The sequence below is a fragment of the Lysobacter sp. TAB13 genome, assembly GCF_052113885.1.
In the GTDB taxonomy this organism is placed as follows: Bacteria; Pseudomonadota; Gammaproteobacteria; order Xanthomonadales; family Xanthomonadaceae; genus Lysobacter; species Lysobacter gummosus.
On record NZ_JBFRDR010000001.1, the window covers coordinates 190617 to 214327 of the forward strand.

Consider the following 23711-nt stretch of genomic DNA (forward strand, 5'->3'; position numbering starts at 1 on the left):
AGCCCCTGCCGAGGATGCCCCCATGTTGTTGCCCACAAGGATTGCGTTGGCCACGTTGCTCACTTTCGCCGCGAGCGCGGCATTCGCCGACCCGATCGATGCCTGCGTCGATCTGGGCGCCAAGCCGAAGATTTCGCGCCTGGGCGACAAGGCCGTGCTGGTCAAGGACAGCGACAGCTATTACCGCTTGAACGTGAAGTCCTGCTACGACCTCAGCTTCACGCAGCAATTCGAAGTGTCCACCGAGAAACAGAAAGGCCGCATCTGCCCGACCGGCACGCGCGTGCGCACCAACCGCGACAACTGCGAAGTGGCGCAGGTCGAGAAGATCGACGAAGCGGCGTATCGCAAGTTCGGCGGGCGGTGATTTCGGGATTCGGGATTCGGGATTCGGGATTCGGGATTCGGGATTCGGGATTCGGGATTCGGGATTCGGGATTCGGAATTCGGAATTCGGAATTCGGAATTCGGGATTAGGTAACAGCGCACCCACCTACCGTCATTCCCGCGAAAGCGGGAATCCAGCGACTTCAAACGTTCTCGCACGAAAGGCACTGGATTCCCGCGTTCGCGGGAATGACGGACCGTAGGGACGTCGCCGACTGGAAGATGGCGCCGAAGCAAACAATCAGCCGGGCTTGACGACAAACAATCAACCATAAAAAAAGGCGGCCCGAAGGCCGCCTTTTCTTTGTCGCATAACGCCGCGAATCAAACCGTCGCCGGCAACAGCTTCTCCGGCTCGGCCTGCGCGTCGACCACGAGTTGATCGTCCTTGACGTCGATGGTGACCCGGCCGCCGCCCACCAGCTTGCCGAACAGCAGTTCGTCGGCGAGCGGACGCTTGATCTGGTCCTGGATCACCCGCGCCATCGGGCGCGCGCCCATCAGCGGATCGAAACCGTGCTGGGCCAGCCAGTCGCGCGCGGTCGGCGTGGCGGTGAGGGTCACGTTCTTCTCGTGCAGCTGGCTTTCCAGCTCGATCAGGAACTTGTCCACCACCCGCAGGATGTGATCGAAGCCCAGCGCCTGGAACTGCACCACCGCGTCGAGGCGGTTGCGGAATTCCGGGCTGAAGCCCTTGCGGATCACTTCCATCGCATCGGTGGAGTGGTCCTGCTTGGTGAAGCCGATCGAACGCCGCGAGGCCTGGGCCGCGCCGGCATTGGTCGTCATCACCACGATCACGTTCTTGAAGTTGGCTTCGCGACCGTTCGTATCGGTCAGCGTGCCGCGGTCCATGACCTGCAACAGGATGTTGAAGATGTCCGGATGCGCCTTCTCGACTTCGTCCAGCAACAGCACGCAGTGCGGGGTCTTGACGATCTTCTCGGTGAGCAGGCCGCCCTGGTCGAAACCGACGTAGCCCGGAGGCGCGCCGATCAGGCGGCTGACCGAATGCGGCTCCATGTACTCGGACATGTCGAAGCGGACCAGCTCGATACCCAGCTGCAGCGCGAGCTGCTTGGTCACCTCGGTCTTGCCCACGCCGGTGGGGCCGGCGAACAGGAAGTTGCCGATCGGCTTGTCCGGATTGCCCAGGCCCGAGCGCGCGAGCTTGATCGCCGAGGCGAGCGTCTCGATCGCCGGGTCCTGGCCGAAGATCACCATCTTGAGGTTGCGTTCGAGATTGCGCAGCACGTCCTTGTCGCTGGCCGACACCTGCTTGGTCGGGATGCGCGCCATCTTGGCGACGATGGTCTCGATCTCCTCGATGTCGATGAGCTGCTTGCGCGCGCTCTCCGGCAGCAGGCGCTGGCGCGCGCCGGCCTCGTCGATGACGTCGATGGCCTTGTCCGGCAGCAGGCGGTCGCCGATGTGCTTGACCGACAGATCCACCGCCGCCTGCAGCGCCTCGTCGGCGTAGGTGACGCCGTGATGCGACTCGTACTTGGGCTTGAGGCCCTGCAGGATTTCGTAGGTCTCGCCCACCGTCGGCTCGACGATGTCGATCTTCTGGAAGCGCCGCGCCAGCGCGCGGTCCTTCTCGAAGATGCCGCGGTATTCCTGGAACGTGGTCGAACCGATGCAGCGCAGCTCGCCCGAGGACAGGGCCGGCTTGATCAGGTTGCTGGCGTCCATGGTGCCGCCGCTGGCGGAGCCGGCGCCGATGATGGTGTGGATCTCATCGACGAACAAGATCGCCTCGGGCTGCTTCTTGAGCTGCGCGAGCACGGCCTTCAGGCGCTTTTCGAAATCGCCGCGGTACTTGGTGCCGGCGACCAGGGCACCCAGGTCGAGGGCGAAGATGGTCGCGTTGCGCAGCACCTCGGGCACTTCGCCATCGACGATGCGCTTGGCCAGGCCTTCGGCGATGGCGGTCTTGCCCACCCCGGCCTCGCCGACGTACAGCGGGTTGTTCTTGCGCCGGCGGCACAGCACCTGGATGGTGCGCTCGACTTCGTCGGCGCGGCCGACCAGGGGGTCGATCTTGCCTTCGCGCGCCAGCTGATTGAGGTTGCTGGCGAATTCGGCCAGCGCATCGGACTTGCCATCCACATCCGGCCCCTCCGGCGGCTTGGATTCTTCCTCGTGGTGGCCCTGCCCCTCCTCGCCGCTGTGCTTGACGATGCCGTGGGACAGGTAATTGACCACGTCCAGGCGGGCCACGTCCTGCTGATTGAGGAAGTAGACCGCGTGCGAGTCCTTCTCGCCGAAGATCGCCACCAGCACGTTGGCGCCGGTGACTTCCTTCTTGCCCGAGGACTGGACGTGGTAGACCGCGCGTTGCAGCACGCGCTGGAAGCCCAGGGTGGGCTGGGTGTCGCGATCGACGTCGTCGGGCAACACCTGGACCGAGGTCGCTATGGCCTGTTCCAGATCGCTGCGCAATCGCGCGAAGTCCGCGCCGGTGGCCTTGAGGACGGCCTCGGCGGACGGGTTGTCGAGTAGTGCGAGCAGCAGGTGTTCGACCGTCATGTACTCATGGCGCGCCTCGCGGGCGCGCTTGTAGCACTGGCCGATGCTGTATTCGAGATCCTTGCTGAACATGGGGCGGAGCCTCCAGGACGTATGCACGCTACGTGGGGGCGCTCGCCGGCTTTTCCATGCCCCGCCCCCTAGGCGGTGCTCAGCTCCCTTTTAGGCCTTTTCCATCGTGCACAGCAAGGGGTGCTGATGCAGTCTTGAAAATTCATTCACCTGCGCGACTTTGGACTCGGCCACTTCGCGCGTGAAGACGCCGCATACGCCGCGGCCGCGGGTATGGACGTGGAGCATGATTTGCGTAGCTTTTTCGACGTTCATCGGGAAAAAGCGCATCAGCACCTCGACGACGAAGTCCATCGGGGTGTAATCGTCGTTAAGCACCAGTACCGAATAAAGCGGCGGACGGGCGACTTCGGGCTTGCCGGCTTCCACCAGCACGCCGTGACTGTGTTCGTGATCGGTCTGTTTTGCCATTTTGCGATTATAGACGCCTGCCCCGAGGGGACGTGGATACGATCGCGCCCGCAACATGGACGCGTGCACGGCTGCATTGCAAAATGCCGCAGCGCCGCCATCTAGTGCGGAGCCGTCGGTCCAGATTGCGCCGATGTCCAAGAATTCAAGGACCGTCATGCGCCTGATCCGTTCCGTTTTGTCCGCCCTGCTGTTGCCGGCCGTGCCGCTGTCGGCGCTGGCCGGCCCGGCGCCGGGCACGGATACGGCGCCGGCCGCGGCCGCCGGCCCGGCCAAGCTGGCGCCGGCCAAGGCCGACCGCAACGATCCGGCCCGGGTCGAGCCCGACCACAGCGTCTCCAAGGGCGGCGATCCGCGCATCCGCGCCCAGCTCGAAGGCCTGGGCTACAAGTACGAGGTGGACAAGGACGGCGATTTCGTCCTGACCTTCGCCCTGGACAAGCAGCGCAGCCAGATGGCCTACGTGCTGTCGGGCACCCAGCGCTACGGCAAGCTGGAGGTGCGCGAAATCTGGTCGCCGGGCTACCGCGGCGGCGACAGCCAGCTGCCGGGCGATGTCGCCAACCGCCTGTTGGAGGACAGCCAGCTCAGCAAGATGGGCGGCTGGGTCAAGCAGGACGGCGTGGCCGTGTTCGTGGTCAAGATCGACGCCGGCGCGTCCCAGGACGATCTGGACGACGCGATCGATTACGTGGTGCGCGCGGCCGACAAGATGGAAGCCGAACTCACCCCCGACCAGGACGAATTCTGACGTGAGCTACCGCGAAGGCCGTTTCTGGCAACCCGACGTCACCGTCGCCACCATCGTGGTCGAGGGCGGGCGTTTGCTGATGGTCGAAGAATCGGTCGGCGGCCGGTTGGTGATCAACCAGCCCGCCGGCCATCTGGAGCCGGACGAAAGCCTGCGCGACGCCGCGCTGCGCGAGACCCTGGAGGAAACCGGCTGGGACGTGCGCCTGACCGCGTTCGTCGGCGCCTATCAGTGGAAGGCCCCGGTGCAGCCCGACGGCTCCGGCGGCCGCCATTACCTGCGCTTCGCCTTCGCCGCCGAACCCGAGCGCCACCATGCCGGGCGCGCGCTCGACGAAGGCATCGTCCAGGCGCTGTGGATGACCCCGGCGCAGTTGCAGGCGCGCTCGGCCGAGCACCGCAGCCCGCTGGTGTGGCAGGTCGTGGCCGATTACCTCGGCGGCCGCCGCCACTCGCTCGACCTGCTGCAGCACTCGGTCGCGCCCGAAGCGCTGTGATCGAGATGTCCAGGTCGGCCAACACCATCGTGGGCATGTCGGGCGGGGTCGATTCCTCGGTCGCCGCCTTGCTGCTGCGCGACTGCGGCGAAGCCCTGTCGGGTTTGTTCATGCAGAACTGGGCCGACGACGGCAGCGGCGACTGCCGCGCCGAGGACGACCGCCGCGACGCGGTCGCGGTCTCGGGCCGGCTCGGGCTGCCGATCCACTTCCGCGATTTCTCCGGCGAATACTGGGCCGGCGTGTTCGAGCACTTCGTCGCCGAGTACGCGACCGGCCGCACGCCCAATCCCGACGTGCTGTGCAACCGCGAGATCAAGTTCAAGTATTTCCTCGACGCCGCGCGCGAACTGGGTGCCGACTACATCGCCACCGGCCACTACGCGCGGGTCGATCAGGCCGGCGGCCGCTTCCGCCTGCTGCGCGCGCGCGACGGCGGCAAGGACCAGAGCTATTTCCTCCACCAGCTCGGCCAGGCCCAGTTGAGCGCGACCAAATTCCCGCTGGGCGAACTGCTCAAGCGCGACGTGCGCGAGATGGCGCGCGCCGCCGGCCTGCCGACCGCGGCCAAGAAAGACTCCACCGGCATCTGTTTCATCGGCGAGCGCGATTTCCGCGAGTTCCTGTCGCGCTATCTGCCGGCGAAACAGGGCGAGATCCGCACGCCGGACGGGCGTGTCGTCGGCGCTCATCCGGGGGTGTTCTATTTCACGCTCGGCCAGCGCGAAGGCCTCAACATCGGCGGCGTGCGCGGCTTCGAGCCGGCGCCGTGGTACGTGGTCGGCAAGGACGTGGCCGCCAACGTGCTCTACGTCGATCAGGGCAGCGACAGCCGCTGGCTGCAGTCGCAGGCCTTGCAGTCGGAAACCGCGCACTGGATCGCCGGCGCCGCCCCGGCCGCGCGGTTTCGCTGCAGCGCGCAGACCCGCTATCGCCAGTCCGACCAGGACTGCGAGGTGCAGGTGCGCGACGACGGCACGCTGCAGGTCCGCTTCGATCAGCCGCAGCGCGCGGTCACCCCGGGGCAATCGCTGGTGCTGTACGACGGCGAAGTCTGCCTCGGCGGCGCGGTGATCGCCGCCACCGACGCGCCGGCGCTGGCCGCGGGCGCCGACCTACTTCCGAATTCCACTTCTTCTTTCACGGCGACCCATTGATGGCCGAACTTTCGCAACGCGTCCTCGCCCTCGCCGGCCTCGCCCAGGCCCTGGCCCAGGTGCGGCGCATCGCCGACACCGGCCAGGCCAACGCGGCCGTGCTCGGCACCGCCCTGGACTCGGTATTCCGCATCGACGCCTCCTCGCCCGCCGCGGTCTACGGCGGCCTGGACAATCTGCGTCCCGGGCTGATGCTGATGCAGGATTACTTCACCCACCGCGCCAAGGACGAACACCTGCCGCGCCTGACCCTGGCGGTGATGCAACTGGAGCGCCGCTTCGTGCGCGATGCGGCGATGACCGAGAAAGTGCTGCGCGGCATCCACGAACAGGCCAACCCCGCGCACCGGCTCGGCAGCAGCCATCCGGACGTGATCGCGGCGCTGGGCACCTTGTACGCCGACACCCTGAGCCACCTGCGCCCGCGCGTGCTGGTGCAGGGCAACCCGCACTACCTCGGCCAGCCCGGCGTGGTCGCCGAAGTGCGCGCGGTGCTGCTGGCGGCGGTGCGCTCGGCGGTGCTGTGGCGCCAGCTCGGCGGCAGCTACTGGGATCTGCTGCTGCGCAAGCGGGCGATGGTGGATTCGGTCGAATCGCAGTTGGGTTGAGGAGCGGCCGCGAAAGCTTGGCCGCAGCCGCGTCGTCGCGGTTGCGGCTGCCATGGCCGGCTTTCAGATTGAAGCGCACGGGCTGCGCAACCTGCGGCCGCTACCGGTAGTACCGGCGCGAGCCGCGAGGTATCGCCCGCACCGGAACGCTCGCCGCAGCCGCTCAGTCGCGGCCGCAGCTCACGCAGCCTCTACGCAGACGATCGGCGCGGCGCCCACGCCGGCCTGAGTCCTCAGTAATTCACCCGATACTCGCAACCGACCATCGTCTTGCCCGGATGGGTGGTGATGGTGCTGACCGTCTGCACGATCTTGGCTTCGACCCCGTCGCCCAGGGCCTCGGTGCGCACGTCGCGGACGCGGATGTGGCCGGCCAGCGGTTCACCGCTGTCACCGAGCTTGAGCTGCTTCGCCAGCGCGTCGGCATGATCGCCGTCCACCACCGCCAGCATGCCCTGGCCCGCCAGCATCAGCTGCCGGCTCTTGTGGCCGTACACCGTCACCGGTTCGGGCATGTCGATCATGGCGACGAACGCGTTCGCGTCCTCGACCTTCTTTCATCCCGCCAACGCCGGCTGCGCCGGTTTGTCGTAGTAGACGTCGGTCAGGGCGCTGGCAAAGCGCATGTATTCGGCGCGGGTCGCCTGACAGGTCAGCACCTTGGTCAGTTCGGCCTGGAGTTCGGCCTTGTCCTTGTACGGCGCGTCGTCGGCGGCGACGGCGGCCAGCGGGAGCGCGAGGGCCATCGCCAGCAGCGCGGGCGTGGCGAGGCGATAGAGCGATCGGGTCATGTCCAATGTCCTTATGGGTCCTGTCCAAAGAAAACGGGTACGCCGGGATATCGCCCGACGTACCCGTCCATAGCTTGCACCCGGCCGGCGCGTCGGTGACCCGAACGCGCCGGAGGGCTGCGATCCGCCTGCGCGATCAGGCCGCGGCGACGGTGTCGGCGACCTGCTTGTAGTCTTCGATCTGATCGAAGTTCATGTAACGGTAGATCTTGTCGCCGTCGGCCTTGAGCACGCCCACGTCCGCCATGTACTCCTCGCGGGTCGGGATGCGGCCCAGGCGCGAGCAGATCGCGGCCAGCTCGGCCGAACCCAGGTACACGTTGGTGTTGCGGCCCAGACGGTTCGGGAAGTTGCGGGTGCTGGTGGAGAACACCGTCGCGCCCTCGCGCGCCTGCGCCTGGTTGCCCATGCACAGCGAGCAGCCCGGCATCTCCATGCGCGCGCCGGCGGTGCCGAAGGTGCCGTAGTGGCCTTCCTTGGTCAGCTCGGAAGCGTCCATCTTGGTCGGCGGCGCGACCCACAGACGGGTCGGGATATCGCGCTTGCCTTCCAGCAGCTTGGCGGCGGCGCGGAAGTGACCGATGTTGGTCATGCACGAACCGATGAAGACTTCGTCGATGACCGCGCCGGACACCGCCGACAGGGTCTTCACGTCGTCCGGATCGTTCGGGCAGGCCACGATCGGCTCGACGATCTGGTTGAGGTCGATGTCGATGACCGCGGCGTAGTCGGCATCGGCATCGCCTTCCAGCAACTGCGGGTTGGCCAGCCAGCCTTCCATCGCCTTGATCCGGCGCTGCAGCGAGCGCGGGTCGGCGTAGCCTTCGGCGATCATCCACTTGAGCAGGGTGATGTTGCTGGTCAGGTACTCGATGATCGGTTCTTTATCGAGCTTGACGGTGCAACCGGCGGCGGAGCGCTCGGCGGAGGCGTCGGACAGTTCGAAGGCCTGTTCGACCTTGAGCTGCGGCAGGCCTTCGATTTCCAGGATGCGGCCGGAGAAGATGTTCTTCTTGCCCTGCTTGGCGACGGTGAGCAGGCCGCTGTTGATCGCGGCCAGCGGGATCGCGTTGACCAGATCGCGCAGGGTCACGCCGGGCTGCATTTCGCCGCTGAAGCGCACCAGCACCGACTCGGGCATGTCCAGCGGCATGACGCCGGTGGCCGCGGCGAAGGCGACCAGGCCGGAGCCGGCCGGGAACGAGATGCCGACCGGGAAACGGGTGTGCGAGTCGCCGCCGGTGCCGACGGTGTCGGGCATCAGCATGCGGTTGAGCCACGAATGGATCACGCCGTCGCCCGGACGCAGCGAGATCCCGCCGCGGTTGCTGATGAAGGCCGGCAGATCGTGATGGGTCTTGACGTCGACCGGCTTGGGGTACGCGGCGGTGTGGCAGAACGACTGCATCACCAGATCGGCGCTGAAGCCCAGGCAGGCCAGATCCTTCAGTTCGTCGCGGGTCATCGGACCGGTGGTGTCCTGCGAACCCACCGAGGTCATCTTCGGCTCGCAGTAGGTGCCCGGACGGATGCCCGGCTGCACGCCGCCGACTTCCGGCAGGCCGCAGGCGCGGCCGACCATCTTCTGCGCCAGCGAGTAACCCTTGCCGGTGTCGGCCGGGTTGGTCGGCAGGCGGAACAGGGTCGAGGTCGGCAGGCCGAGGGCTTCACGCGCCTTGGCGGTGAGGCCGCGGCCGACGATCAGCGGGATGCGGCCGCCGGCGCGGACTTCGTCCAGCAGCACGTCGGACTTCAGCGCGAACTCGGCGATCACCTCGCCGTTCTTCAGCGCCTTGCCCTCGTAGGGACGCAGTTCGACCACGTCGCCCATGTTCATCTGCGACACGTCGAGTTCGATCGGCAGGGCGCCGGCGTCTTCCATGGTGTTGTAGAAGATCGGCGCGATCTTCGAACCCAGGCACACGCCGCCGAAGCGCTTGTTCGGGATGAAGGGGATGTCTTCGCCGGTGAACCACAGCACCGAATTGGTGGCGGACTTGCGGCTGGAACCGGTGCCGACCACGTCGCCGACATAGGCGACCAGATGGCCCTTGTCCTTCAGCGATTCGATGAAGGCGATCGGGCCGCGCTTGCCGTCTTCTTCCGGCACGATGCCGTCGCGCGCGTTCTTGAGCATCGCCAGCGCGTGCAGCGGGATGTCCGGGCGCGTGGTCGCGTCGGGCGCGGGCGAGAGGTCGTCGGTATTGGTTTCGCCGGTCACCTTGAACACGGTGATGGTCATGCTTTCGGGCACTTCCGGACGGCTGGTGAACCACTCCGCGTCGGCCCAGCTCTGCAGCACGCCGCGGGCATGGGCATTGCCGTTCTCGGCCTTTTCCTGCACGTCGTGGAAGGCGTCGAACACCAGCAGGGTCTTCTTCAGGGCTTCGGCGGCGATCGGCGCGACCTGCGCATCGTCGAGCAGCTCGACCAGCGGCAGGATGTTGTAGCCGCCGAGCATGGTGCCGAGCAGTTCGGTGGCGCGTTCGCGGCTGATCAGCGGGTTCTTCTCGCTGCCCAGGGCCAGCGCGGCCAGATAGGAGGCCTTGACCTTGGCCGCGTCATCGACGCCGGCCGGCACGCGGTAGGTGATCAGCTCGAGCAGGAACGCATCCTCTCCGGCCGGCGGCGCTTTGAGCAGCTCGATGACTTCGGCGGTCTGCTGAGCGGTCAGCGGCAGCGGCGGAATGCCCAGCGCGGCGCGCTCGGCAACGTGTTGGCGATAGCTGGAGAGCATGGAGAGTCCCGTCGGAATGTAGCGATAAAGACGCCGCGCCTGCTGCGTGGTCCGGCCGGCGGCGCAGGCCGGGACGGATTACGTTGCGGATCGGGGGAAGGCCGCTGGATGCCCCGAAAGGGGCTGGCCTCGACCGCATATTTTGCCTTTAAAGGCGCTCGCGGGCAACGCGTGGGGCCGCGCGCGGCCAGCGCGCGCTCAGGCCCGGCAAGGCTTTGCGCGATCCGTCCATACGCTTGTGCTGGAACGCTGTAGCGCGCTTGCGACCATGGTCTGCACGCTACCTGAACCCGATAAAGCGATAATCGCCGGCAACGCCAGCCACCGTGCCGACCTCCCCTGGCACGCCAGCCGCATCAAAGGAGCTCCACCCCAATGCCCGACTCCTATTCCACCCGCCGCAAACTCGCGGTCAACGGTCGCGACTACACCTATTTCAGCCTGCCAGCGCTGGGCGAGCGCTACGACATCAGCCGCCTGCCCTACTCGATGAAGATCCTGCTGGAGAACCTGCTGCGCCACGAAGACGGCGGCATGACGGTCGGCAAGGAACACATCGAAGCGGTCGCGCAATGGGACGCGAAAAAAGAGCCCGATCAGGAAATCGCTTTCATGCCCGCGCGCGTGGTCCTGCAGGACTTCACCGGCGTGCCGTGCGTGGTCGATCTGGCGGCGATGCGCGACGCGGTCGGCAAGCTCGGCGGCAACGCCCGCCAGATCAATCCGCTGATTCCGTCCGAGCTGGTCATCGATCACTCGGTCCAGGTCGATGTGTTCGGCAGCCCGGAAGCGCTAGACCTCAATGGCAAGATCGAATTCCAGCGCAACAAGGAGCGCTACAGCTTCCTGCGCTGGGGCCAGAAGTCGTTCGAGAATTTCAAGGTGGTGCCGCCCAACACCGGCATCGTCCATCAGGTGAACCTGGAGAACCTGGCGCGCGTGGTCATGGGCCGTGAGGTCGATGGCGATCTGCAGGCGTTCCCGGACACCGTGTTCGGCACCGACAGCCACACCACCATGATCAACGGCATCGGCGTGCTCGGCTGGGGCGTGGGCGGCATCGAGGCCGAGGCCGCGATGCTGGGCCAGCCGTCCTCGATGCTGATTCCTCAGGTGGTCGGCTTCAAACTCACCGGCCAGCTGCCCGAAGGCGCGACCGCGACCGACCTGGTCCTGACCGTGACTCAGATGCTGCGCAAGCACGGCGTGGTCGGCAAGTTCGTGGAGTTCTTCGGCGACGGCCTGCAGCACCTGCCGCTGGCCGATCGCGCCACCATCGCCAACATGGCGCCGGAATACGGCGCGACCTGCGGCATCTTCCCGATCGACGCCGAGTCGGTCACCTACCTGCGCCTGTCGGGCCGCTCGGAAGAACAGATCGCCCTGGTCGAAGCCTATGCCAAGGCCCAGGGCCTGTGGCACGAACCCGACCAGCCGCATGCGACCTACTCGGCCACGCTCGAACTCGACCTGGGCGACGTGCGCCCGTCGATGGCCGGCCCCAAGCGCCCGCAGGACCGCGTGCTGCTGGAGAACGTGCACACCAATTTCCAGGAAAACCTCGGCCCGCTGGTCGCCAACCGCAAGTCCAAGGTCGGCTGCGCGATAGAGGAACTCAAAGGCGAAGGCGGCGACCAGCCGCAGGCGCAGCAACTGGCGGCCAAGCCGGTCTCGAAGATCCGCATCAAGGAACAGGACGCCGAACTGTCCGACGGCTCGGTGGTGATCGCCGCGATCACCTCGTGCACCAACACCTCCAACCCGGCGGTGATGCTCGGCGCCGGCCTGCTCGCGCGCAACGCGGCCAGGCTGGGGCTGAAGTCCAAGCCCTGGGTCAAGACCTCGCTCGGCCCGGGCTCGCTGGTGGTCACCGATTACCTGAAGAAAGCCGGCGTGCTGAGCGAGTTGGAGAAGCTAGGCTTCTACGTGGTCGGTTACGGCTGCACCACCTGCATCGGCAACTCCGGCCCGCTGCCGGACGAAGTGTCCAAGGGCATCGCCGAAAACGAACTGGTGGTGGCTTCGGTGCTGTCGGGCAACCGCAACTTCGAAGGCCGCGTGCATCCGGAAGTCAAAGCCAACTACCTGGCCTCGCCGCCGCTGGTGGTCGCCTATGCCATCGCCGGCACGGTCAACATCGACCTCACCCACGACCCGATCGGCAAGAGCAGCGACGGCAAGGACGTGTACCTGCGCGACATCTGGCCTACAAATAAGGAAATCGGCGACATGATCGCCGCGACCGTCGGCCCGGAGCTGTTCGCGCAGAACTACGCCGACGTGTTCAAGGGCGACACGCGCTGGAACCAGATCGAATCGCCCGACGGCGAGTCGTTCCAGTGGGATTCGTCCTCGACCTACATCAAGAACCCGCCCTACTTCGACGGCATGACCATGGACGTGGGCAGCATCGACGACGTGCACGGCGCGCGGGTGATGGGCCTGTTCGGCGATTCGATCACCACCGACCACATCTCGCCGGCCGGCAACATCAAGAAGGATTCTCCCGCGGGCCGTTTCCTGCAGGAGCGCGGGGTGCAGCCGGCCGACTTCAACAGCTACGGCAGCCGCCGCGGCAACGACGATGTGATGGTGCGCGGCACCTTCGCCAACATCCGCATCAAGAACCTGATGTTCGGCGGCGAAGAAGGCGGCAACACGCTGTATTTCGGCAAGGGCGGCGGCCAGGGCGAGAAGCTGGCGATCTACGACGCGGCGATGAAGTACAAGGCCGACGGCGTGCCGCTGGTGGTGTTCGCCGGCAAGGAATACGGCACCGGCTCCTCGCGCGACTGGGCGGCCAAGGGCACCAACCTTCTGGGCGTCAAGGCGGTGATCGCCGAGAGCTTCGAGCGCATCCACCGCTCCAATCTGGTCGGCATGGGCGTGCTGCCCTTGCAGTTCAAGGACGGCGAGAACGCGCAGAGCCACGGGCTGGACGGCTCGGAAGTCATCGACGTGATCGGCCTGGAGGACGGCAAGGCCAAGACCGCGACCCTCGTGGCCAGGAAGGCCGATGGCAGCGAGCAGAAGTTCGAGGTGAAGGTGCTGCTGCTGACGCCGAAGGAAGTCGAGTACTTCCGGCATGGCGGGATCTTGCATTACGTGCTGCGGCAGTTGGCGGCGAAGAAAGCAGCCTAAGTCCCGCTTGTGGCTTTCTCTCCCTCTCCCGCTTGCGGGGTGAGAAGCCGCGCTTGCGAGCCACCGGCTCGCGCGGCATCGAACGCCCGAACGCTATGCGTTCGGGCCGGGGTGGGGTTGGGGTGAGGGCCTGCGGCGATTCCGTACAAGCACCTCGCCTCGCACCCTCATCCGCCCCCCGCCTTCGCGGGGGCAGGCTCTATCGGGCACCTTCTCCCGCAAGCGGGAGAAGGACAGCGAATTTCCGCATCGTGCAGTCTGCGCTACAACCGCGGCGTCCACTGCGCCGAAGTCATCCGCCACTCGCCATCCTCTTCGCGCCAGCCGGTCTGGACTTCGTACAACTGCGCCGCATCCGGCAGCACCTGGCCCGAGCCGCCGCTGAGCGCCGCGTTGAAACGCACGGTGGCGTGGCCGGGCTGCAGATTCACCTGCAGGCCGACGATCTTGATCCCGACATCGCGATAACGCAGAAAACTCGCCGCCGCCAGCCGTCGCGCGCTGGCGCGGTCCAGGCCGTCGGGGCCGACGAAGTCTTTCGACAATTGCGCATCGATCGCCGAGGCGTCGCGTTTTTCGATCGAGCCCTGCAATTGCTCCATCGCCGCGCGCAGGCGCTGCTCCGGCGGCGCGCTGGGGCCGCAGGCGGCGAGCAGCGCCAGCAACGCCGGCAGCCACATCGCGCGCAGGACGCGGACGACGAGCGCGCCCATCCCCGCCCGGCCGTGCGCGTCCGGCCCGCTAAAACAGCGAACCTTCGCCGGGTTCGGGTGGCGTCCAAACCCGGACCGATCAGTGTCGACGAAGCGCTGTGCGTGGGTCATCGCGGGTGTTCTCCGTGGAGGTCGTCGGGTAATCGCACGATCGTTCGACTCGGTCGCGGCTGCGCGATCCTGACAGGTTCCAGGTGCCGCGGACAACGCCGGGACTGCGCGAACGGGCGCCGCCTTGCCAGCCAGTAGAGCCTATGCTCCAATCGAGAAAACACCGTACGCCGGCGCACACAGCGGGGCTTACGATCAGAATCGACGAGCGATTAACGAGGGGATCGCGATGAGTTTCGAACGTCCGTGGCTTGCCCACTATCCGCAAGGCGTGCCGGCGCAGATCGACGTGGAGGAATTTCCTTCCGTGGTATCGGTGCTGGAAAACGCGATCGAGAATTACCGCGACCGCCCGGCTTTCTCCAATTTCGGCAAGCAGTTGACCTACGGCGACGTCGATCGCCTCAGCGCCCAGTTCGCCGCCTACCTGCTCGGCGAGCTCAAGCTAAAGAAGGGCGATCGCGTCGCGATCATGATGCCCAACTGCCTGCAGTACCCGATCGCGACCTTCGGCGTGCTGCGCGCCGGCCTGACCGTGGTCAACACCAATCCGATGTACACCCCGCGCGAGCTCAAGCACCAGCTCGACGACTCCGGCGCGAAGGTGATCTTCGTGCTCGACAACTTCGGCAAGACCGTGCAGGACGTGGTCGCCGGCACCGACGTGAAGGTCATCGCCACCGGCCTGGGCGACATGATCGGCGGGCTCAAGGGCCCGATCATGAACTTCGTGCTGAAGTACGTGAAAAAGATGGTGCCCGACTACGACATCCCGGGCGCGGTGCGCTTCCGCGACACGCTCACCCTGGGGCAGATGCACAAGCTGCCGGAGATCGAGATCGCGCCGGGCGACATCGCTTTTCTGCAGTACACCGGCGGCACCACCGGCGTCGCCAAGGGCGCGATGCTGACGCACCGCAACCTGGTGGCGAACATGCAGCAGGCGGCGGCCTGGGTCGGCGCCAACGCCAAACTGGGCGAAGAAATCATCATCACCGCGCTGCCGCTGTACCACATCTTCGCGTTGACGGCGAACGGCCTGGTCTTCATGAAGTTCGGCGGGCTCAACCACATGATCACCAACCCGCGCGACATGCCGGCGTTCGTGAAAGAGCTCAAGAACACCCCGTTCACCGCGATCACCGGCGTCAACACGCTGTTCAACGGCCTGCTCAACACGCCGGGTTTTTCCGAGGTCGATTTCTCCAAGCTGCACCTGACCCTGGGCGGCGGCATGGCCGTGCAGCGTTCGGTCGCCGAGCGCTGGAAGCAGGTCACCGGCATCACCCTGATCGAGGCCTACGGCCTGACCGAAACCTCGCCGGCGGCGTGCATCAACCCGATGGACCTGCCCGAGTACAACGGCTCGATCGGCCTGCCGATCTCCTCCACCGACGCCTGCGTCAAGGACGAGGAAGGCCGCATCCTGCCGATGGGCGAAGTCGGCGAGCTGTGCATCAAGGGCCCGCAGGTGATGAAGGGTTACTGGCAGAAACCGGAGGAGACCGCCAAGGTCATCGACGAGGACGGCTGGCTGCACACCGGCGACATGGCCAAGATGGACGAGAAGGGCTTTTTCTACATCGTCGATCGCAAGAAGGACATGATCCTGGTCTCGGGCTTCAACGTGTACCCCAACGAGATCGAGGACGTGATCGCGATGATGCCCGGGGTGCTGGAAGTCGCCGCGGTCGGCGTGCCCGACGACAAGTCCGGCGAGGCGGTCAAGGTGGTCATCGTCAAGAAGGACCCGGCGCTCACCGCCGAGGAGGTCAAGGCCCATGCGCGCGCCAACCTGACCGGCTACAAACACCCCAAGTTCGTCGAATTCCGCAAGGAATTGCCCAAGACCAACGTCGGCAAGATCCTGCGCCGGGAGCTGCGCGACGCGCCGCCGTCCGGACACTGAATCCGCGCCCGACCGGGACCTTTGGGTTCCGGATCGGCACCTCGAGGCCCCCGCAAGGATCTGCTCCTTGCGGGGGCTTCATTTTAGGTGCATAGAATCCTCGGTCCCGGACGCAGCCCACCACTACACACAAGCCGTCCTGATGCGGCCGGCGGGACGGCTCTTACCGGAGATACCGCCATGTCCGTCGTACAACCCTTCCCTCGCCCGCATTCCGGCCGCACTCTGCGCATCGTCGAAGAGTTCGATCGGGACGTGTACTGGTGCCACATGCACGCCAACCTGGCGCGCGCGCCCGGACGCGCGTGCTTCACCCCGTCGCTGATCGACGACATCCTGTCCTACCAGCGTCATCTCGGCGAACGGATGCGCCAGGACGACCGCCACGGCCTCGCCCACGTGGTCCTGGCGTCGGACCACGACGTGTTCAATCTCGGCGGCGACCTGGAGCTGTTCTGCCGGCTGATCCGCGAACGCGACCGCGACGGCCTGCTCGACTACGCGCGCCAGTGCGTGCGCGGCGTGCACGCCTTCCACGCCGGCCTCGGCGCGGGCGTGCACTCCATCGCCCTGGTCCAGGGCAGCGCGCTCGGCGGCGGCTTCGAGGCGGCGCTGAGCTGCCACACCATCGTCGCCGAAGCCGGCGCGCTGATGGGCCTGCCCGAAGTCCTGTTCGACCTGTTCCCGGGCATGGGCGCGTATTCGTTCCTGTGCAAACGCATCGCCCCGCGCCAGGCCGAGCGGCTGATGCTCGAAGGCGATCTGTACACGGCCGAAGAGCTGCACGCGATGGGCGTGGTCGATGTGGTCGTCCCGCGCGGCCAGGGCCTGCAGGCGGTCGAGGACGTGATCCGCGCCAATCGCCGGATACCGCACGCCCGTGCCGCCATGCATCAGGTACGCGAACTGGCCCAGGGCGTAAGCCTGGAGGAGATGATGCGGATCACCGAGATCTGGGTCGATACCGCGCTGCAGCTGGGCGACAAGTCGCTGCGCACGATGGATCGCCTGGTTCGCGCGCAATCGCGCCGCGGAATCGAAGCCGCCTGATGCCAGTCCGGGAGCGCGCGCTCGCCGCCGCTGCCGCATCAGGGGGATGAATCAGGGGGAACGCTCGCTGTCGTCGCGAGCGTGACGGGACCGCTCGCGCGAGTCGAGCGCCGTCCGCCCCTGGGCCAGGCGTTCGCCCAGACCCGACACCCGCGATTGCCATTCGCGCGGCATCTGCTGGTCGATCAAGTGCATCAACTCGCCGCTGGCCGAGGCCAGCCGGATCAAGCCCAGATTGCTGGCCACGCCCTTGAGCGCGTGGGCATGCTCGCGGACCCGGTCCCAATCGCCCTGCCCGCCGGCCACGCCGAGCGCGCCGACGCAGGCTTCCGCGTCGCGCAGGCACTGGCGGACGAATTCGCGCTCGAAGCCCTCGCCCATGCCGAGCGCGCCCAACTCGTCCAGGATCGCCGCATCGAGCACTTGGTCGGCGCCCATGTACGAGGTGCTGCGCGTCATCGGCGCGATCAGCGGGCCGTTGACCCGCGCGCTGGAGGCGATATCGGCCAGGGTGTCGAGCAGGCGCGAGGTCGCCACCGGCTTGGACAGGAAGGCGCGGGCGCCGGCGCGTTCGCAGGCCTGGATCGATTCGGGCGTGACATCGGCGCTGAACACCACCACCGGCGTGCGCCGGCCGCCGCTGCCGGCTTCCATCACCCGCAGCTCGCGCAGCAGGTCCAGGCCGCTGACGCCGGGCATGTGCAGATCGACGATGACCGCGTCGTAGTCCGAACTCGCCAGCGCCTCCAGCACCGCCTCGCCGCCGTCCACGCACACCGCGCGATGGCCGGCCTTCTGCAGCAGGCGGGTGATCACCATGCGGTTGGCTTCGTGATCGTCCGCGACCAGCAGCGACAGGCTGCGCACGCGGGCGCGATGGCGCAGGAACGGATCGGAAAACGCGATCACGTTCTCCGGGGTTTCCTTGACCGCGGCATCGGCGCCGGCGACCGCGGCGGATTTGTACGGGTCCGCGACGGGCGCGGCGACGCTGTCGAACGGCAGCTCGACCCAGAACCGGCTGCCGCGCTGCTCGGTGCTTTCGAAGCCGATGCTGCCGCCCATCGCCTCGGTCAGGCCCTTGGCGATGGTGGTGCCAAGGCCGGTGCCGCCGTAACGCCGGGCCAGGCCGACGTCGGCCTGCTCGAAAGCCTCGAACAACCGCTTGCGCACCGCCACCGGGATGCCGATACCGGTATCGGTGACGGTGAAGCGCAGGCGCAGGCCGCCGCTGTCGGCATCGCCGGCCAGCATCACTTCCAGCTTGACCGAGCCTTCGTCGGTGAACTTCACCGCGTTGCCGGCCAGATTCAGCAGCACCTGGCGCAGATGCACCACATCGCCGCGCAGAATCTGCGGCACGTCGTCGGCGACCCGCGATTCGTAGCGCAACTGCTTGGACCGCGCCTGCGGCTGCAGGATCAGGCCGATGCCTTCGACCAGTTCGCGCGGTTCGAACTCGACCAGATCCAGGCGCAGCTTGCCGGCCTCGATCGCGGAAATGTCCAGCACGTCCTCGACCAGCGACAGCAGGCTGCGTGTGGAGGCCTGGATGGTGTTGAGGCATTCGCGCTGCTCGCTGTCCAGGCGCGTGGTCGCCAGCAATTCGGACATGCCGGCCAGGCCGTTGAGCGGAGTGCGGAACTCATGGCTCATGTTGGCCAGGAACCGGCTCTTGGCCTCGTTGGCGCGGCGCGCGTCCTCGACCGCGCGGGTCAGCGCGTTGAGCAGCGAATCGAAGTACAGCGGCACCGCGGTCAGGCCGATCAGCAGACCCCACGACAGATACGGATTGGCGCGCCAGTACGGCGAGATCATGATCACGCTGAAGAACGACAACGACGCCAGCGCGGTGGCGATGCGCAGATAGCGATTGCCGTAACGCATGCCGTTGCCGATGGTCACCCACAGGTAGACCGCGTACAGCGGCGAGGCCGGCTCGCCCTCGATGCACATGATCGCGCCCATCGCGCTGTAGTCGGTGAGCATGCCGATCCAGCGCCGCACGTGCGAAACCCCGGGGCGCATCACGATGGCGACCATCAGCCCGACCGCGACGGTGAGCTCGCCGATCAGGATCAGCCAGGTCGCCGGCAAGGTGTCGCCGACGTCCTGGCGCAGGTAGCGCCAACCCAGGTAGGTGATGAACAAGGCGGTGATGACCACGCGCACCAGGTTCTGCGCATGCTCGCTGTCGGGTCGTTGCGACAGGCGCCTTCTGACCTTGCCGAGAATGGCGAGCATCGGCCTACTCCAAGCCGGGGCGGGTAGAACTCGTCGAATAGCGTTGGCAGATTTCGTCGAGTCGGGCGCGGCTGCGGATCAGCGCGTCCACGCAGCGCGGATCGAACAGACGCCCGCGTTGGGCGTACATATACCCCAAGGCGGCGTCCACGTCCCAGGCTTTTTTATACGGACGCGGCGAAATGAGAGCGTCGAACACATCCGCGACCGCCACGATGCGAGCTTCCAGCGGAATCTCATCGCCGATCAGGCCGTCGGGATAGCCCGAGCCGTCGTAGCGTTCATGATGGCGCAGGGCGATCAGGGCGCCGGCCTGAATGAAGCGGTTCTGGCTGCCGCTGAGCAGTTCGTAGCCGATCTTGGGATGGCGGCGCATGATCGCCGTCTCCTCCTCGGTCAGCGGGCCGGGCTTCATCAGCACCGCGTCGGGAATGGCGATCTTGCCGATGTCGTGCAGCGGCGCGGCCATCTCGATGACCCGGATCTCGTCCTCGAACATGCCCAACTGCTCGGCGATAAGGCCGGCGATGTGGGCCATGCGCTCCAGGTAGGCGCTGGTGCCTGCGTCGCGGAATTCGATCGCGCGGGCCAGCCGCGACAAGGTCTCGCGCTCGCGCTCCTCGACCTCGTGCATGCTCGACAGCAGCCGCTGTTCCAGCGACAGCGCGCGTTGCTTGACGTTCTCGGACTGCTGGCGCAGCTGCAGCAGGTTGCGGCAGCGCGCGCGCAGTTCGCGCGGACGCACCGGCTTGACCAGGAAATCGATGACCCCGGCTTCCAGCGCGGCCTGGCGCACCGGCTCGTCGCCGACCACGGTGACCAGGATGATCGGGATATCGCGGTGCATCGGCAGGCGGCGGAAGCGGCGCGCGAACTCCAGGCCGTCGATGCCGGGCATGCGGTAGTCGAGCAGCAGCAGGTCCGGTTGGTGGCTTTCGCACCAGGCCAGCGCGGCTTCGGGCTCGCCGAAGTCGTGCACGGACAACTCGGACGCGATGTCCTCGATGATATGGCGCAGCATCGTCCGCGCGGACGTTTGGTCATCGACGATAACGACGTTCACACACCGGTACCCGTAGTGAGGCCGCCCCCTGCGGCGGCCGACCTGGGAGCATACCCCGCCGCGTAGCCCAAGACAGCCGTCGAAAGTCCCGGCGCATTTCGCTTGGGCCGGCGTTCACCTGATCCGGACCCGCAATGCGCGCCGTTCATCACGGTTTACACGCAAACGGCCTGCAGAAACGGCCAACCGATGTTGGCCGCGGTGAAGTGTAGGTTGCGTTTTGCGGCCGCGCTCTGGGCCGGATGCGGCCCAGGCGGGCCACAACGACCCGCGCGACCGATGCGGCCGGCGCGCTCAAGCCGGCGCGATCCCGTCCGGGCCGATCGCGCCTGTACGGCTCAACCGCCGCTTTCCGGACGCATGTACGGGAACAGCAGCACATCGCGGATCGAGGACGAACCGGTCAGCAGCATCACCAGACGGTCGATGCCCACGCCCAGGCCGCCGGTCGGCGGCAGGCCCACTTCCAGCGCGCGGATGTAGTCGGCGTCGAAGTGCATGGCTTCGTCGTCGCCGCCGGCCTTCTGCTCGACCTGGGCCTGGAAACGCGCGGCCTGGTCCTCCGGATCGTTGAGCTCGGAGAAGCCGTTGGCCAGTTCCTTGCCGCCGATGAACAGTTCGAAGCGGTCGGTGAGCTCCGGATCGATATCGTTGGCGCGCGCCAGCGGGCTCACCTCGACCGGATGATCGGTGATGAAGGTCGGCTGGATCAGGGTGTGCTCGACGGTCTTCTCGAAGATTTCCAGCAGCAGCTTGCCCCAGCCGTAGGAGGCCTTGGCCGGCACCTTCAGGCGCGCGCAGTGGGCGCGCATGGCGGTCAGGTCGCGCAGCTCCTCGCGCTTGATCTCGGGGTTGTGCTCCAGCACCGCGTCGATCATCGACCAGCGCCGGAAGCCCGGGCCCAGGTCGATCGCGTTACCGTCCCACTCGACCTGGGTGGTGCCCAGCACGTCCTGCGCGGCGTGGCGGATCACCGCCTCGGTCAGGTCCATGATCTCGGTGTAGGTGGCGTAGGCCTCGTACAGTTCGAGCATGGTGAATTCGGGGTTGTGCCGGGTCGAGACGCCCTCGTTGCGGAAGTTGCGGTTGATCTCGTAGACCCGCTCCAGGCCGCCGACCACCAGGCGCTTGAGGTACAGCTCCGGGGCCACGCGCAGGTACAGATCCAGGTCCAGCGCGTTGTGGTGGGTGGTGAACGGCTTGGCCGCGGCGCCGCCGGGGATGTAATGCATCATCGGCGTTTCCACTTCCAGGAAACGGCGGCTGTCGAGCCAGGCGCGCATCGAGCGGATGATGCGAGAGCGCTTGACGAACACCTCGCGCGCGTCGGGCGAAACGATCAGATCGACGTAGCGCTGGCGGTAGCGCTGTTCCACATCGGCCAGGCCGAACCAGCTGCTGGGCAGCGGACGCAGCGACTTGGTCAGCAGGCGCAGTTGGTCGGCGCGCACCGACAGCTCGCCGGTCTTGGTCCGGGTCAGCGGGCCTTGCGCGCCGATGATGTCGCCCAGGTCCCAGCCCTTGAAGGCCTCGTAGGCCTCGCCCAGCGCGTTGGATTGCAGGAACAGCTGGATGCGCCCGGATTCGTCCTGGATCTGCACGAAGCTGGCCTTGCCCATCACCCGCTTGGCGACGATGCGCCCGGCCACCACCACCCGCTGCGCCTCGGCGTCGAGCGCCTCCTGGGTCCAGTGCTCGGCGTCGCCGTAGCGCGTCTGCAGGTCGCCGACGTAGTCGCCGCGGCGGAAATCGTTCGGGAACGCGATGCCCTCGCCGCGCAAGGCCTTGAGTTTCGCCCGACGCTCGGCGATCAGATGGTTCTCGTCGATGGGCGGCAGGTTGTTGTCGTCGGTCATGGTCTTGGCGTTTGGGTAGGGCTTGGGGAAGCTTGAGGGGTGGAGAGTACTGAAGTCGCGCGGTCGGTGCTTGGACGGACGGCGGCCGAACGCGGGCTGCGCTGGTTGGGCTCGTCATCCCCGCGAACGCGGGGATCCAGTGCCTTGATGCTACAGGCCGCTTTGTCCTGACCTACCGTCGTGCCGCGGTTTTTGCCCGTCATCCCCGCGAAGGCGGGGATTCAGGGCTTCACCGCGATTTGACTCTGAAGTCTCTGGATTCCCGCGTTCGCGGGAATGACGACTTGAGAGGGCGCGGAGAACCGGCGAAACGGACGACTGATGCCACCAGGATCGAATGGCGAACCTCGACGACAGTCGGGGAAAAACCGCCAATCGACAAAACCCGGCGGAACGACGCGGCCTTACACCGCGTCGGTACGTTTCGAGCCGACCTCCAGCCCCGATTTGAGGCTGGCCTCGACGAATTCGTCCAGGTCGCCGTCGAGCACTTTCTGGGTGTCGCTGCGTTCGATGCCGGTGCGCAGGTCCTTGATCCGGCTCTGGTCGAGCACGTAGTTGCGGATCTGGCTGCCCCAGCCGATGTCGGACTTGGTCGCCTCCACCGCGTCGCGCTCGGCGTTGCGCTTCTGGATTTCCAGCTCGTACAGCTTCGCGGCGAGCATCTTCATCGCGCGGTCGCGGTTGGCGTGCTGGCTGCGCTCGGTCTGGCAGGCGACCACGATGCCGCTGGGCACGTGGGTGATACGCACCGCCGACTCGGTCTTGTTGACGTGCTGGCCGCCGGCGCCCGAGGAACGGTAGACGTCGGTCTTCAGGTCGGCCGGGTTGATGTCGATCTCGATCTTGTCGTCCACTTCCGGCGACACGAACACCGAGGTGAAGCTGGTGTGGCGGCGGTTGTCGGAGTCGAACGGCGACTTGCGCACCAGGCGGTGCACGCCGGTTTCGGTCTTGAGCCAACCGTAGGCGAAATCGCCTTCCACGCGGAAGGTCGCCGACTTGATGCCGGCCACGTCGCCGCCGCTGACTTCCATCAGCTCGGCCTTCCAGCCGCGCGATTCGGCCCAGCGCAGGTACATGCGCAGGAGGATTTCCGCCCAGTCCTGGGCCTCGGTGCCGCCGGCGCCGGCCTGGATGTCGACGAAGGCCGACGCGGAGTCCATCTGTCCGGAGAACATGCGGCGGAACTCGAGCTTCTCGACTTCCTTCGCGTAGCGCTCGACGTCCTCGACCACGGCCAGCGCGGTGGACTCGTCGTCTTCCATTTCCGCCAGTTCCAGCAGCTCCAGACCGCCGAGCAGGCCCTCGGTCAGGGTGCGGATGCCGTTGACCACCTTTTCCAGCGCGGCGCGCTCGCGGCCCAGGCCCTGGGCGCGCTCGGCGTTGTTCCAGATGTCCGGGCTTTCGAGTTCGCGGTTTACTTCTTCGAGACGTTCGACCTTGGCGTCGTAGTCAAAGATACCCCCTGAGCGAATCCAGCCGGCCCTTGAGGTCGGCGATGCGCTGGCGGACGGGATTGAGTTCGATCATGTCCGGTGTCTGGATGCGGATGAACCGGCGATTCTAGCAAATTGGGGGGCGGGGTGGCCTGGCTGACCGAAGCGATGTGCGCAAGCGGCCTGGTCCGGAGTCTGTCTTGGCTGTGGGGGCTTGGCCCTGCGTCGCGGCTGAGGCAAATC

The 23711-nt window shown here is 66.7% G+C and carries 18 protein-coding genes; 8 read left to right on the forward strand and 10 right to left on the reverse strand.

Going from position 1 to position 23711, the window contains the following annotated elements; genetic code table 11:
- The first annotated feature begins 22 nt into the window (after positions 1-22).
- Positions 23-367, forward strand: coding sequence for a DUF6491 family protein (locus tag AB4Y92_RS00750; RefSeq protein ID WP_148648843.1), 345 nt, complete (start codon positions 23-25; stop codon positions 365-367).
- A gap of 344 nt (positions 368-711) precedes the next feature.
- Here the strand turns inward: AB4Y92_RS00750 and clpA are convergent, their stop codons facing one another.
- Positions 712-2991, reverse strand: coding sequence for an ATP-dependent Clp protease ATP-binding subunit ClpA (gene clpA / locus AB4Y92_RS00755; protein WP_441817906.1), 2280 nt, complete (start codon positions 2989-2991; stop codon positions 712-714).
- Between the two features lie 90 nt (positions 2992-3081).
- Positions 3082-3402: an ATP-dependent Clp protease adapter ClpS gene (gene clpS / locus AB4Y92_RS00760; protein ID WP_057942828.1), complete on the reverse strand. Its 321-nt coding sequence runs from the start codon at positions 3400-3402 to the stop codon at positions 3082-3084.
- A 157-nt stretch (positions 3403-3559) separates the two neighbouring features.
- Between clpS and AB4Y92_RS00765 the strand changes: the two genes are divergently transcribed.
- From AB4Y92_RS00765 to hflD, 4 genes are read left to right on the forward strand one after another with little or no spacing between them, the layout of a single operon-like run.
- Positions 3560-4153, forward strand: coding sequence for a hypothetical protein (locus AB4Y92_RS00765; RefSeq protein WP_441817907.1), 594 nt, complete (start codon positions 3560-3562; stop codon positions 4151-4153).
- Between the two features lies 1 nt (position 4154).
- Positions 4155-4649 (forward strand): NUDIX hydrolase, encoded by a 495-nt coding sequence (locus AB4Y92_RS00770; RefSeq protein WP_057942826.1) that lies wholly within the window; start codon positions 4155-4157, stop codon positions 4647-4649.
- 5 nt (positions 4650-4654) lie between these two features.
- Positions 4655-5806 (forward strand): tRNA 2-thiouridine(34) synthase MnmA, encoded by a 1152-nt coding sequence (gene mnmA, locus AB4Y92_RS00775; RefSeq protein WP_441817908.1) that lies wholly within the window; start codon positions 4655-4657, stop codon positions 5804-5806.
- Positions 5803-6414, forward strand: coding sequence for a high frequency lysogenization protein HflD (gene hflD / locus AB4Y92_RS00780; RefSeq protein ID WP_441817909.1), 612 nt, complete (start codon positions 5803-5805; stop codon positions 6412-6414). Before mnmA ends, hflD begins: the two co-directional genes overlap by 4 nt.
- Positions 6415-6647: 233 nt before the next feature.
- On the opposite strand, the gene AB4Y92_RS00785 is transcribed toward hflD, so the two are convergent.
- From AB4Y92_RS00785 to acnB, 3 genes are all read right to left on the reverse strand, one after another.
- Positions 6648-6938 carry a hypothetical protein gene (locus tag AB4Y92_RS00785; protein ID WP_441817910.1) on the reverse strand — a complete coding sequence of 97 codons (291 nt, stop codon included), beginning with the start codon at positions 6936-6938 and terminating at the stop codon, positions 6648-6650.
- A gap of 33 nt (positions 6939-6971) precedes the next feature.
- Entirely contained in the window at positions 6972-7205 is a 234-nt protein-coding gene (locus AB4Y92_RS00790; protein WP_441817911.1) for a hypothetical protein, read from the reverse strand.
- A gap of 136 nt (positions 7206-7341) precedes the next feature.
- Entirely contained in the window at positions 7342-9942 is a 2601-nt protein-coding gene (gene acnB, locus AB4Y92_RS00795; RefSeq protein WP_441817912.1) for a bifunctional aconitate hydratase 2/2-methylisocitrate dehydratase, read from the reverse strand.
- 375 nt (positions 9943-10317) lie between these two features.
- Here acnB and acnA point away from each other — a divergent pair, with 375 nt between their 5' ends.
- Positions 10318-13083, forward strand: coding sequence for an aconitate hydratase AcnA (gene acnA / locus AB4Y92_RS00800; RefSeq protein ID WP_441817913.1), 2766 nt, complete (start codon positions 10318-10320; stop codon positions 13081-13083).
- Between the two features lie 263 nt (positions 13084-13346).
- Here acnA and AB4Y92_RS00805 read toward each other — a convergent pair whose 3' ends face one another.
- Positions 13347-13796: a hypothetical protein gene (locus tag AB4Y92_RS00805; RefSeq protein ID WP_441817914.1), complete on the reverse strand. Its 450-nt coding sequence runs from the start codon at positions 13794-13796 to the stop codon at positions 13347-13349.
- 340 nt (positions 13797-14136) lie between these two features.
- Here AB4Y92_RS00805 and AB4Y92_RS00810 point away from each other — a divergent pair, with 340 nt between their 5' ends.
- Both AB4Y92_RS00810 and AB4Y92_RS00815 read left to right on the forward strand, forming a co-directional pair.
- The gene (locus AB4Y92_RS00810) at positions 14137-15816 is read left to right on the forward strand and encodes a long-chain fatty acid--CoA ligase (RefSeq protein ID WP_441817915.1); all 1680 of its coding nucleotides are present in this window, start codon (positions 14137-14139) and stop codon (positions 15814-15816) included.
- 180 nt (positions 15817-15996) lie between these two features.
- Positions 15997-16866, forward strand: a complete 870-nt coding sequence (locus tag AB4Y92_RS00815; protein ID WP_441817916.1) for a crotonase/enoyl-CoA hydratase family protein — start codon at positions 15997-15999, stop codon at positions 16864-16866.
- 51 nt (positions 16867-16917) lie between these two features.
- On the opposite strand, the gene AB4Y92_RS00820 is transcribed toward AB4Y92_RS00815, so the two are convergent.
- The 4 genes from AB4Y92_RS00820 to prfB all read right to left on the reverse strand — a co-directional run bounded on the left by AB4Y92_RS00820 (position 16918) and on the right by prfB (position 23562).
- Complete coding sequence (locus tag AB4Y92_RS00820) at positions 16918-19110, reverse strand: ATP-binding protein (protein ID WP_441817917.1); 2193 nt, start codon at positions 19108-19110, stop codon at positions 16918-16920.
- 4 nt (positions 19111-19114) lie between these two features.
- Complete coding sequence (locus tag AB4Y92_RS00825; protein ID WP_057942810.1) at positions 19115-20173, reverse strand: response regulator; 1059 nt, start codon at positions 20171-20173, stop codon at positions 19115-19117.
- A 338-nt stretch (positions 20174-20511) separates the two neighbouring features.
- Entirely contained in the window at positions 20512-22029 is a 1518-nt protein-coding gene (gene lysS, locus AB4Y92_RS00830; RefSeq protein WP_441817918.1) for a lysine--tRNA ligase, read from the reverse strand.
- 404 nt (positions 22030-22433) lie between these two features.
- Positions 22434-23562, reverse strand: a protein-coding gene (gene prfB / locus AB4Y92_RS00835) for a peptide chain release factor 2 (RefSeq protein ID WP_148648842.1) whose coding sequence is annotated in 2 segments (ribosomal slippage) — positions 22434-23486 and positions 23488-23562 — 1128 coding nt in all. Because the reading frame shifts where the segments join, the coding sequence is not laid out codon by codon here.
- Positions 23563-23711: the final 149 nt, after the last annotated feature.

Bases quoted from the DNA above. Each gene is read 5' to 3' on its own strand.
- AB4Y92_RS00750 (WP_148648843.1), top strand. From the start codon at position 23: ATGTTGTTGCCCACAAGGATTGCGTTGGCCACGTTGCTCACTTTCGCC.
- clpA (WP_441817906.1), bottom strand. From the start codon at position 2,991: ATGTTCAGCAAGGATCTCGAATACAGCATCGGCCAGTGCTACAAGCGC.
- clpS (WP_057942828.1), bottom strand. From the start codon at position 3,402: ATGGCAAAACAGACCGATCACGAACACAGTCACGGCGTGCTGGTGGAA.
- AB4Y92_RS00765 (WP_441817907.1), top strand. From the start codon at position 3,560: ATGCGCCTGATCCGTTCCGTTTTGTCCGCCCTGCTGTTGCCGGCCGTG.
- mnmA (WP_441817908.1), top strand. From the start codon at position 4,655: ATGTCCAGGTCGGCCAACACCATCGTGGGCATGTCGGGCGGGGTCGAT.
- AB4Y92_RS00785 (WP_441817910.1), bottom strand. From the start codon at position 6,938: ATGATCGACATGCCCGAACCGGTGACGGTGTACGGCCACAAGAGCCGG.
- AB4Y92_RS00790 (WP_441817911.1), bottom strand. From the start codon at position 7,205: ATGACCCGATCGCTCTATCGCCTCGCCACGCCCGCGCTGCTGGCGATG.
- acnB (WP_441817912.1), bottom strand. From the start codon at position 9,942: ATGCTCTCCAGCTATCGCCAACACGTTGCCGAGCGCGCCGCGCTGGGC.
- acnA (WP_441817913.1), top strand. From the start codon at position 10,318: ATGCCCGACTCCTATTCCACCCGCCGCAAACTCGCGGTCAACGGTCGC.
- AB4Y92_RS00805 (WP_441817914.1), bottom strand. From the start codon at position 13,796: ATGGGCGCGCTCGTCGTCCGCGTCCTGCGCGCGATGTGGCTGCCGGCG.
- AB4Y92_RS00810 (WP_441817915.1), top strand. From the start codon at position 14,137: ATGAGTTTCGAACGTCCGTGGCTTGCCCACTATCCGCAAGGCGTGCCG.
- AB4Y92_RS00815 (WP_441817916.1), top strand. From the start codon at position 15,997: ATGTCCGTCGTACAACCCTTCCCTCGCCCGCATTCCGGCCGCACTCTG.
- AB4Y92_RS00820 (WP_441817917.1), bottom strand. From the start codon at position 19,110: ATGCTCGCCATTCTCGGCAAGGTCAGAAGGCGCCTGTCGCAACGACCC.
- lysS (WP_441817918.1), bottom strand. From the start codon at position 22,029: ATGACCGACGACAACAACCTGCCGCCCATCGACGAGAACCATCTGATC.